Genomic DNA, 10,923 nt, shown 5'->3' with positions numbered 1-10,923 from the left:
GGACGAATTTTTAAGGTTTTGGCGAACCATAGTCAGCTTTTTTACTTATTGTTGTATCTGAATAAATAAAAATCCTCTAATAGTCCGTTCTGAAAATCATACTTGTGCAACAGACACATTTAAACCGCTTTTTTTAACTCTTTTATCACGATTTTCGATTTGTGAACACTTGAGTTGTCCATGATAAGTATATCGTCTTTTGATAATGACGCAGCAAGAGACCGACTAATGTATTCCTTAAACAGTTCTCCATTAAGCGTTCCGTTAAAAACTAATGGGACTTGCGCTCTGTCAAGCCCGATAGATGACAAAACCGAAATCCTTTGAAACCTTACATCAGGAACATAGCCTTTAATTCTTTCGTTTTTGAGCGCACGACCATAAAGGCGTGTCATTCCTGTGTTTATGCTACTTTCATCAAGGGAAACAAGCCTGCTTACATCAAGAAAAGACCGTGTTTGCTCTACCAATTCGGCATGCTTGCGCAAAACGTCTTCTCGTTTTTGCTCTGCCGGATATAACGTCTTTTTTTTAATGTGTAGCCTAAGTGTTTTAACCTCTTGCAAAGAGCCGCCTGACTAATTCCAAGTGAAAAAACATCTATCAAACGTTTAAGGGTAATGTCCGGCTTCTCTTTAATTTTCTCTACAACTTTATCCATTTGCTCTTGAGATACCAAAGGTTTTCTGCCGCTGTTTTGAGGATATGCACAACAACTTCCGGTATGCTTGTAGCGATGCCATATCTTTGTGACTGTCCTAACGTTTATCTGCAACCACTTACATATATCCGTATTCTTTTCTCCGTTTTTCTTGTGAAAAACTATTAAATCACGTTCTTTGAGCGATAAAGGTAACATAGGGATAATCCTTTTTAATTATAAAATACGTTATGACAAAAAGGAAAAACGAAAAAGGAATATAAAAAGTTAAATTGCTATACCAAAAAAGATATTTGACTTAAAATATAAAAAAACTATGCCGATTTTTATATTTTTGCGAAAATTTGATATGTACGCGTCGTTTACGCCTTGTTTTCAGATATATTTTCGGTAAAAGCGGAAATTTTATGAAATTTCTTGCGTTAAAAAATTATTTTCAATACTAAAAACTTAAAGGCGATAAAAATGAAAGTAACCTTAATTCCTACGACTGCGCCGCTTGCGGCGAAAGATTTAACCGCCGTTACTCCGGAACTTTTGGCGAGCGTTTTGGCAAAATATTCCCGCTCGAATTTAGGAATAGACAAAATCCTGCAGAATGTCGATAAAGAAAATCCGGACGCAAGCGTCGAAAAAATATTTAAATTTATTGATTACGGGCACGCAAGCATCGGTGGATTAACCGGAGGAATCGCGGTTACGATTGACGGGTGCTCAATGTTTTTGGCATATAAAATTTTTGAGATAGCTCAACTCGCAGACGGACAGGAATCAAGTACAAGATATATAAAAATGTCGCCTGAAAGTTTAATCTCTCCGGACGAAGCGGGTATTCCACAGGAAATTGCAGACGAATGGCGAAACGTTTTTTGCAAGGCGTTTGACATTTACAATAAAGAATACGCCGAACTTGACGAAATCGCTGAGAAGTTTCCCGAAAAACTGCGCATTTCACCCGACGAGCCCGAAAAAGTCCGCAAAAGAATACTGAAAAATTACGCCTTGGACAGATGCCGCAGTTTCATTCCGTTTGCGACAAAAACCTGCGCCGCATACGTTATGACGGCGCGCGTATGGTGTCAAACCTTGCGCGAGTTGGAATCGCTGCCGCTTTTTGAGGCGAAAACAGCCGCAAAACAAATTCGAGAAGAATTGAAAAAAATCGTTCCGAACCTGATAAAACACAGTTTCGCCGACGAAGCGAGTATATATCATGCCGAAAGTTTAGTGAATTATTCGTCAAAATCCATATTTGAAAACGGAGTCGAAATAAAAAACGTTCCCGATAAAGTTTTTGTTAAAATGTTTGACGAACCTTGCGATTTTATTCCCGAAATAAACGACATTTCACAGGCGTTTTCCAATAAAACAAACAGGTACAGCGTCGTCGGAAGCGGTGTAAAACGGCAATTTGTCAAGTTTGCGTTCAACAATATTTCGATTGCGGAACTGCGGGATTTAAACCGCCACAGAAGCGGTAACAAATTTACTGCGCTTTCGCCGGTCGGGTTTTATCTGCCGCCGGAATTGTCGGAGAAAAATTACAAAAAATTCTTTACTGAATATGCGTCGCTGCTTAAAAAACTTGCAAAACACAACTTGCAGTATTACGGATATTTGCTTGGGACGCAAGTGGCTTTCGAGCATTCTACGCATTTGGATAAAGTTATCTATGAGATTGAATTGCGTACCGGAAAGGGAGCGCATTTCAGATATGCGCAACATTTGGAAACCGTGGCAAAAAAACTCATAGAAATTTCGCCGCATTTGAAAAATCACATTCAAATCGGGACCGCCGAACCGGAATAGAAAACGGATTTCGTTAAAACTCGCAAATATCACAATAATCGCAATATTTACAATTATCTTTTTTTTCACACTGTACAAACGGAATATCGGCGTTAAACAGCTCTTCAAGTTTTTCTGTAAAAAGTTTGTCGAATTCTTCTTTAATTTCAGAAAAATCTTTAAGTTTTTTTTCTTCGATTTCTCTTTGCAGAACAAAAATTAAATTTGGCGAAATTCGGCTTGCGTTCACAAAATCTTCTTGTGATAAAACGTACGAATATAAGTATGCTTGAAATTGATATTTCGCTTTTTCGGGGCGGTCAGGTGAAAAAATATCCGCCGTATCTTTCGCGAAATCGTTTTCTGTGAAAATTTTACCTGTTTTATAGTCGATAACTCTGATATTTCCGTCTTTTTCGTCAATTCTGTCGATAATTCCGCCGATTGTTATTCCTTTCTTTTCAAACGAACATTCTTTCTCCAATCCAAGAATCTTAAACGGCGCATATTTTTTGTCATAAGCAAGCGTATTTTTCACCATTTGCGAAATAACTCTGAATATAATCAAATGCTCTCCCGAATATTCGCTCTTTATCGGCGGCGTTTGGGTTTTAAAAAACTCATAGTTAAACGCATTTACTATTTTTTGCTCATATTCTATATTATTAAAAAAATCGTCTGTGATTTCTATTTTTTTCTCGTAATTGTCTTTGTAAATCAGCTCCATTGTTTTGTGGAAAATATTGCCTAAAACAGCATTGTTTAATTCTTCGTCGTCAGGCTTTTTTATTTTGGCGGCATACTTGAAATAGAATTGCAAAGGACAATCGATATAAGTGTTAAACGCTGACGGAGAAAGCGAATTTCTATGTTTATCGCCGCATTTTTCACCGTCGTATTTCTTTTTCAAGCCTTTCAAAATCTCATCGGTTTTTATGATTTTAATTTCGTTTGAATTTATTTCGTTTTGAACATTGCCGTCAATAACGATTCTTTTTATTTTATGCGGCAAAAAACTTGAAAGTTGTCTTAAATAGCGGCTCATTTCACCTTTGCCTATTCCGTCGCTTCCAGTATTATATGAAAAAGAAATATTTTCAGCCCGCTGTAAAAGCCGGTAAAAATTGTAAAATTCCCGCCAATTTTGTTCGTCAACGTTATCCAATTTGAAGTACTTCCGTAAAAATTGCGGGATAAAAGAATTTTCCGTTTTAATTTCGGGCATAATTCCTTCGTTTACCGAAAGCATAAGAATATTTTCGAAATCCATATTTCTGGTGTCCGACATCGCCATAATTTGAAGTCCTTTCGCAGGCTCGCCGCGGTATGGAACTTTCATTGAGAACAGGAGTTTCTTTATTATTTTAGCGAAATTTTGTACTCCTTTTATTTTCTCGCAAATCTGTCCGGCGTTTGTAAGCATTTTGGTAATTTGTGAAAACGCTATAATCTCAATTGTTTTTTCAAGAGCGTTTTTGTCCGATATTTTTGTAAGAATCGATTGTAAATAAGCAAGCAATTCTTTCGACGTATTTGTTGTCGAAAAAATATCTTTATCCGTCAAAACCGTTTCGTTTTTTCCGTCAAATGACAGTTTTGCGTTTTGCTTCAGTAAAATCCTTTTCGCGTTTTTGATGGTTTTTTCATCTGAAACCGCATTCTCATAAATTTTTGCGATATAATAACTTCGTAAAATCGGCTGCAAATAAGAGAAATCAAAATCGTCGCCGTGAACGCCTTTTGTCTGCAAATCCAATAACAGAACGATTAAATTCGCAATCAAAGTTTGCCGTAAAGGATACAAAATCGCAATATTCGGCTCAATGTCTTTCGGCAGTGCGTTCAAAACAACAGGTAATAATCCCGTGTCACAGAGAACTATCGCGGAATTTGCATCTTCAAAATTTTTGTTTTCAATACTTTTAAGCCATCTTTGGACGAATCCGGTTTGTAAAGTGTTTCCGGCTGATTCCACAAAACTAATACTCTTTTCTTCCGCAAAATTTTTAGGAATTTTATTCAGTTCTCCGCCGAATTTTTCGCGGTATTTTTTTATATTTTCACAAGCGGGCGATTCTATATAATATTCGTCAAAATCCCAATAAAAGAGTGTATTTCTTTTCTCTTTGAGAAACTTTATCAGTTCGATTTCTACATTAAAAAATTTATAAAATCCTACAAAAATATACGCCTCTTTAGTAAATTTATCGGAATAATCGGATAAATTTTCGACCGCTTTACGCATAAGCATTCCGTCGTAAGCGATGTTTTTCTTTTCAAGGTTTTCGTTAAAAGCGATGTAAACTTCGTAAAGTTTATTCCAAATTGCGCGGGTTTTTGTTTTTAATTCGGATTTTTCATATTTGAAATTAAAAAACCTTTCCGCCGCTTCTATTTGTTCGGGCAGTAAATAATCCGGTTCACCCATTTTATTTAATTGCGCGACATTAGCGAAAATTCCTTTCGCGTTTTTCATTTCTTTGTCGATTTCGTCAAAGTCGTTAAGCAAAATATCGCCGAAAGAAAAAAAATCGTCAAAGCTCTCACCGCTTTTTACTTTTTCCTCGTAAGCGTTCCACAATTCCCAGATAAGCGTCATTCTTTGAATTTGGTCGTCGCCTTTGTTTTGTCCGCCGCTGATTTCGGTGAGCAAGTCTATTGTGTTTGTATATTGCGGAGACCAGATTGGTTCGTCTTTCGATAATTGTGCAAAATATTTGTTCATAAAAATTTTGCCGCGGTTTGAAGGCATTAAAACGGTGATTTTATTTAATTCGTTTTTTTTACCGAATTTTTCATATAAATCCGAAGAAACTTCAAAAAGAAATGTGTTTTTCAAATTTTATTTCAATCCGAGTTTCTTTTTCGTTTCAGAAAGCGGGATGCCTTTCTCCCAAAGGGAAAATATTTTTTGTCTTTCTTCTTTCCTGCCTATTCCTATTCCTTCCTGTCCGCCTTCTTCTTTTTGAACCCGCAGAGCGTCGTCCCAATTCCATTCCGTCAATAACATACTCATAACATATCCTCCGTTATTCTCCAAAAATCTCTTTAATACGTTTCGCTTTACGCAGTCGCTAACCGCCTCGCGTATCGCGTCTTCTCTACCCATCCTCTTCTCATATGATACAAATTATTCTTCTGGGCTATCTTCTCGTAACCCTTTGCTATATAAAGAAGCATCCTTAACGGCATATTCGGGTTTATCGCAGATTGACGTTCTATCAAAACTACTATTTTGTCGTCTATCAAAAAAGATATGTCGTTATTATAGTAAAATACTATAATGCATGCCGAAAAATGTTTGTCGAGAGCCGGATAAACGTTTTGATTTTCCATATCGTGTTTAAAGTAAAGTTCCCGTCTGAAGCGGGTATATAAGTTCGTAAAAAGATATTTTAATTCAAGTCGCAAATATTCATGAAAAAAACAGAGTTTTTGCATATATTTACCTCAGAAAAGAATGTTCTTGCTAAAAGGGGTTTTTATGAAAAAGTTTTTATTTGTTTTGGCGGCGATGCTGGCTTTGCCGGCGTTTGTTTTTTCTAAAGGAGCGGTAATTCCTTACGTTGCCGGCTGGGTAAGTCAACCGACCGACGCGGAGTTAAACAAAATGACTCATTTAATGATTTTCCAAATGTTTCCCGACGCACAAGGGAATTTAATTACGGCCGGTATTCCAAGTTGGTTCAACAACGCCGTAACGGCGGCTCATGCAAAAGGCGTAAAAGTAAGCGTGGCACTGGGCGGCGCAAGCGCCCAATACACGCCGAATTTTGTTACCGCCACAAACCAGTCCAATCGTTCACGTCTTGTGAACAACGTTAAGAATTTCGTTAACGACCGTAATCTTGACGGTATAGATATTGACTGGGAGTTTCCAAAAAACGACGACGAATGGAAACAGTGCATGGATTTGCTTAAGGATTTGAAAACCGCCATGCCCGACAAAAGAATTTCGATAGCGATAGGCGGAGACAGCCCTAATTCCCAATTTGGGAATCATTTTATAAAAAGTAACGCCGCAAGCAAATCTTATATCCAGCAAAACCTTTTTCAGTATGCCGACGCTATTCATATAATGACTTATGACATGATGGGAGTAACGCAGCCGGTCAAATGGAATACTCACTCAGATGTGGAAGCGTCCAAAAGATGCCTGCAGGATTGGAATACTTTCGGAAACGGACAACCGGGTTACAAGAAAGAACAACTTATGATGGGCTGCGCGTTTTATGCTACTCAAGGCACAAACGGCGATAACGCTTCTACTTTGAAACAAAAAGTAGATTGGACATACGACAACGGATTCGGCGGAGTTATTATTTGGGAATTGTCGCAGGACAGACCAACCGGCACGCTTTTGTCGGCTATCTGGAACGCTAATCAGACAAAAGGCGGATATACCGGCGCAGGCGGGGGGGGCGTTGTTAAACGGCAAATAACGGTAACGCATAACGATAACGGAACGATTAAAAACGGCTCTGTCACAGTAAACAACGGTGGAAATGTGGAAGTTGACAACGGCGGTAACGTAACTCTTTCGTTTACTCCGAACTCGGGTTATCAAATTACCGATACTAAAGTCGGCGCAACCTCGACCCAAAATCCGACGGCCGCTTCATACTCTTTCAGCAACGTTACCTCAAATCAAACGCTTAACGTTACGTTCTCGAAACGCCATTCTGTTCCCGGAAGTTTCAACGCAAGCGAATACTCCAAGAAAACCGCCGAAATTGTTTACAACGACGACCAATACGGGAAATATGTAGGTAATCTGGTAAAAGATTCTAAGTTGGAATATATGGTAAGCGTCGCCAGAGCGGGAAAATACAAACTGAGCGCGGAAACGGCGGTTGGGGACGCGGCTAAACGTACGCTTGCGCTGTCGAGCGGAAGTACCGCTTTGGGAGAAATCGTCGTCGAGAATCATACGGGCGGATGGTTTAATTTTGTCGCAAGAGAAATAATTTTCGACCTTGCGGCGGGCAATCAAACGTTTACTTTTATTTCGAACGGCGCGGTAAACGTTAAAAGCATCGTAGTTTCCGAAGTGCTTCCCGACAAGCACCAAATAACCGTGACGCATAACGGTTACGGAACGGTTAAAAACGGCGACGTTACGATAAATAACGGCGGCAATACGGAAGTAAATAACGGCGCAAATCTTACTCTTTCGTTTACTCCGAACAGCGATTACGAAGTGAGTGATATAAAGGTGGGAGCGAGTTCTGTAACTGTAGCAAACCCGTACATCCTTTCCAATGTAACTCAGGCGCAAAACATAGACGTTACGTTCTCGAAACGATGGACTGTTCCGGCGACGTTTAATTCGACGCAATACTCCAAGAAGAGCAGTGAGATTAGAATTGAAGAAGGCGAGCATGGAAAGTCGGTCGGTTACTTGAAAAACGGCTCTACGCTTGAATATAAGATAAGCGTTTCAAAAGCGGGTAAATATGAAATCGGCATTGAAACCGCGGTAGGAGAAAACTTTACACGCGAACTTTCGGTATATCTCGCAGAAAATTCTTTAGGAAAAATTTCGGTAAGCGGCGGAAACGACTGGTTTAATTTTGTCGAAAGAAAATTAGTTGTCGATCTTGCCGCGGGCGAGCGGACGTTTCGTTTGCTTACGAACGGGGCGATAAATATCAGGAATATTAGTATATCTGAGGAAGGGGTTACGCCTCCTTTGCCGGACGATGATTTTGTTGACCTTGCCGACGGCTCTTGGGAATGGGAAAAAGCGATGGACGACGAAGGTTTGGGTTCGTCGATTGTTTACGATGTCGCCGAGGGGAATATTTCGTTTGAACTGAAGTTGGGTGTGTCCGACGAAGAAGAGGAAAGATGGACATGGTCGGAAATTGCGGCTTATCCTGGCGGCGACTGGTCGAAAGTTACGGGAATTACGATTACTTATACTTCCGATAAGCCGATACTTCTTACGTTGCAGGACAATTTAAAACTTGCGGAATCGGGACGTGGGTATTTTGTGGAATTGCCTGCCGGAGAAAATAAAACGGCGCCTGTTTCTATGACGAGTTTTGCGCATTTTGAAAGCGACTGGGCGACAATGACAAACTTTTCGTTAGATCAGTTGTATATTTTAGAGGGAGTGGCGATAAGTCCCGCCGAAGAGGGCGATATGGCTAAGGGAACTATTAAATCGTTGAAAGTCAACGGACTTATTGTCGAAGACGAAGGCGGCGGCGATGTTTGGATCGCCGCAAGTAAAAGCAAGAAAAGTTTGGCGGCTTCCGCGGCGATTATGAACGGATGCCTTAACTTGTCGTTTCCTGCAAACGCGAACAACGCTCATATCGTTTTGTTTGACGTGCGCGGAAGGATATTGTTTGAGCGCAATATCGCGGTTAACGGAAACTTTGCGAGCGTCGCTTTGCCCAAGTCGATTTCACGGTATCAAGTGACGATATTACAGGTCAAGACAAATTCCGGCGTTAATATGACGAAACGGATTTTGATTAAATAGGATTTTATGCAAATATTCATGAAGAAAACAGAGTGTTTGCATATATTTATCTCAGAAAAGAATGTTCTTGCAAAGGGGTTTTTATGAAAAAGTTTTTGTTTGTTTTGGCAATGTCGATTTTGCCTGTAGTGCTGTTTGCCAAAGGTGACGTTGTAGCGTATCTGCCCAATTATCGCAATGCTCCGACTGACGCTCAACTTGACAGATTGACTCATCTCGTTTTGTTTTCAATTACCCCCGGAGCGGGCGGGACGGCGCCCCTGCCCAGCGGCGGCTGGGCTAAGGACATCGGCGGTGTGGTAAACAGTGCGCATAACAAAGGCGTGAAAGTTATCATCGCTCTCGGCGGTTGGGAGAAAACCGGTTCTTTTGTGGAAAACGTTCAAGCGGGAACCAGACAAACTTTTGTCAATAATATTGTAAATATGGTAAATGCCAATAATTTTGACGGCGTCGATATCGACTGGGAATATCCCACAGGCAACCAACAAAAAAACGATTTTGCGGACTTTATGGCAGACCTTAAAACCGCGCTTGGAAACAAAAGATTGTCTTTTGCCATAGGAGCGTCCTATAAACCTGACGAATATTCGACAAAAGCGTATAACGCTATGGACGCTCTTCATCTTATGACTTACGATATGGGCGGCGGGCATCACGCGGACGAAGCAAAAGCGGAAGCGAAACTTGACGAATGGATAAACAGCGGTAAAATTGCGAAAGAAAAAGTTTTTCTGGGCGTTCCTTTTTATGGAAGAGGCTCCGCAGGAGAAGAAACTTACGCAGCAATAATCAATAGCGATTCGGCGTCTTTGTCGCAAGCTAACAGTAAAACCGTCTATATAGACGGACAACCTAAGATATATAATTACGACGGAATACCTACGATAAAAAGCAAGACAAGGTACGCATACGAAAGAGACGCCGGCGGAATTATGATTTGGGAATTGGGTCAAGACGTCCCCGCGGCAAACCGGTACTCTTTGTTGAACGCAATTTATCAGGAAGTTCAGGAGCTGAAGGGGTCAACCGGTTACAAAATAACCGTAAAAACTTATGGGGGGGGGAGTGTTAAAAAAGGAGACGACGCGGTTGAATCTGGAAGTTTGATAGACATATCCGTCGGCGGCGATTTAACTTTGACGTTTAACCCTGACGGCGAAAACGGATATGAAATCGGCGACGTTAAAATAAACGGAGTAAGCGACAATACGGCTAAAACTCAGAAAAGTCATACGTTTAGCGATGTCAAGGCGAGTCAAACTATAGAGGTATTTTTTGCAAAACGTCACAGCGTTCCGGTAACTTTCAATTCCGGCGAATATTCCTCAAAAAGTCCTGAAATCGCTTACAATAACGACGAACACGGAAAATATGTGGGAAATTTGGTGGACGGCTCGTTTTTGGAATATTTAGTAAATGTCGCGAAAGCGGGAAATTACAACATATCTTTGAAATCTGCGGTAGGGGCTAACGGTCAATACGGCAGAGCGGAAATTTCAATATACGACGGGAACTCCGAGACGGCTTTGGGGAAAATCGAGGCTTCTGTCGGCGAAGACTGGTACGCTTTTGTCGCAAAGCAAACGCTTGTCGCTTTATCGGAAGGGAACAAAACGCTGCGGTTAGTTTCTTCCGGTCCGGTTAATATTGAAGATATAACGATTTTAACCGAACAAGGCGGCACGTCGATTACACAAAGCGGAAACAAAAATGTTTCAAGCGTCGGCGTTTCTATAATCAACGGACGCCTTAATTTATCGCTTCCGTCAAACGCGAACAACGCACATATCGTTTTGTTTGACGTGCGCGGAAGGATATTGTTTGAACGAAACGTCGTGGTGAACGGGAATTTTGCGAGCGTCGCTCTGCCCAAGTCGATTTCGCGAAATCAAGTTATGATGCTGCAAGTTAAGACGAATTCCGGCGTTAATATGACGAAACGGATTTTGATTAAATAAGTGCGTAATTTAGCGTATAT

Annotated in this window: 8 protein-coding genes; 3 read left to right on the top strand and 5 right to left on the bottom strand. The window is 40.5% G+C overall.

The features are described 5' to 3' along the window. Nucleotides 1–119: 119 nt before the first annotated feature. Entirely contained in the window at nt 120–488 is a 369-nt protein-coding gene (locus LBH98_01040; GenBank protein MDR0303346.1) for a transposase, read from the bottom strand. Further along, nucleotides 464–859 carry an IS630 transposase-related protein gene (locus LBH98_01035; GenBank protein MDR0303345.1) on the bottom strand — a complete coding sequence of 132 codons (396 nt, stop codon included), beginning with the start codon at nt 857–859 and terminating at the stop codon, nt 464–466. The genes LBH98_01040 and LBH98_01035 overlap by 25 nt, the downstream gene beginning before the upstream one ends. A 267-nt stretch (nt 860–1,126) precedes the next feature. On the opposite strand from LBH98_01035, the gene LBH98_01030 reads away from it, so the two are divergent. After that, nucleotides 1,127–2,470, top strand: coding sequence for an FAD-dependent thymidylate synthase (locus LBH98_01030; protein MDR0303344.1), 1,344 nt, complete (start codon nt 1,127–1,129; stop codon nt 2,468–2,470). A 13-nt stretch (nt 2,471–2,483) separates the two neighbouring features. On the opposite strand, the gene LBH98_01025 is transcribed toward LBH98_01030, so the two are convergent. Genes LBH98_01025 through LBH98_01015 form a run of 3 tightly spaced genes read right to left on the bottom strand, consistent with a single transcriptional unit; the run spans nt 2,484 to nt 5,890 of the window. Further along, nucleotides 2,484–5,288 (bottom strand): PD-(D/E)XK nuclease family protein, encoded by a 2,805-nt coding sequence (locus tag LBH98_01025; GenBank protein ID MDR0303343.1) that lies wholly within the window; start codon nt 5,286–5,288, stop codon nt 2,484–2,486. Nucleotides 5,289–5,291: 3 nt separating this feature from the next. Continuing rightward, nucleotides 5,292–5,465: a hypothetical protein gene (locus LBH98_01020; protein MDR0303342.1), complete on the bottom strand. Its 174-nt coding sequence runs from the start codon at nt 5,463–5,465 to the stop codon at nt 5,292–5,294. Nucleotides 5,466–5,512: 47 nt separating this feature from the next. Then, on the bottom strand, nt 5,513–5,890 hold the full coding sequence (locus LBH98_01015; protein ID MDR0303341.1) for a hypothetical protein: 378 nt from the start codon (nt 5,888–5,890) through the stop codon (nt 5,513–5,515). A 43-nt stretch (nt 5,891–5,933) separates the two neighbouring features. Here LBH98_01015 and LBH98_01010 point away from each other — a divergent pair, with 43 nt between their 5' ends. Together LBH98_01010 and LBH98_01005 are read left to right on the top strand one after the other, a co-directional pair. Continuing rightward, nucleotides 5,934–8,942 (top strand): hypothetical protein, encoded by a 3,009-nt coding sequence (locus LBH98_01010; GenBank protein ID MDR0303340.1) that lies wholly within the window; start codon nt 5,934–5,936, stop codon nt 8,940–8,942. Nucleotides 8,943–9,025: 83 nt separating this feature from the next. Then, nucleotides 9,026–10,903 carry a carbohydrate-binding protein gene (locus LBH98_01005; GenBank protein MDR0303339.1) on the top strand — a complete coding sequence of 626 codons (1,878 nt, stop codon included), beginning with the start codon at nt 9,026–9,028 and terminating at the stop codon, nt 10,901–10,903. The last annotated feature ends 20 nt before the right edge of the window (nt 10,904–10,923 follow it).

The sequence above is a fragment of the Chitinispirillales bacterium genome, from assembly GCA_031254455.1.
GTDB lineage: Bacteria > Fibrobacterota > Chitinivibrionia > Chitinivibrionales > Chitinivibrionaceae > WRFX01.
Note: the sequence above shows the minus strand (reverse complement) of the source record. Positions and strands in the feature narration are given on the sequence as shown.

Bases quoted from the DNA above. Each gene is read 5' to 3' on its own strand.
- LBH98_01035 (MDR0303345.1), bottom strand. From the start codon at position 859: ATGTTACCTTTATCGCTCAAAGAACGTGATTTAATAGTTTTTCACAAG.
- LBH98_01030 (MDR0303344.1), top strand. From the start codon at position 1,127: ATGAAAGTAACCTTAATTCCTACGACTGCGCCGCTTGCGGCGAAAGAT.
- LBH98_01020 (MDR0303342.1), bottom strand. From the start codon at position 5,465: ATGAGTATGTTATTGACGGAATGGAATTGGGACGACGCTCTGCGGGTT.
- LBH98_01015 (MDR0303341.1), bottom strand. From the start codon at position 5,890: ATGCAAAAACTCTGTTTTTTTCATGAATATTTGCGACTTGAATTAAAA.
- LBH98_01010 (MDR0303340.1), top strand. From the start codon at position 5,934: ATGAAAAAGTTTTTATTTGTTTTGGCGGCGATGCTGGCTTTGCCGGCG.
- LBH98_01005 (MDR0303339.1), top strand. From the start codon at position 9,026: ATGAAAAAGTTTTTGTTTGTTTTGGCAATGTCGATTTTGCCTGTAGTG.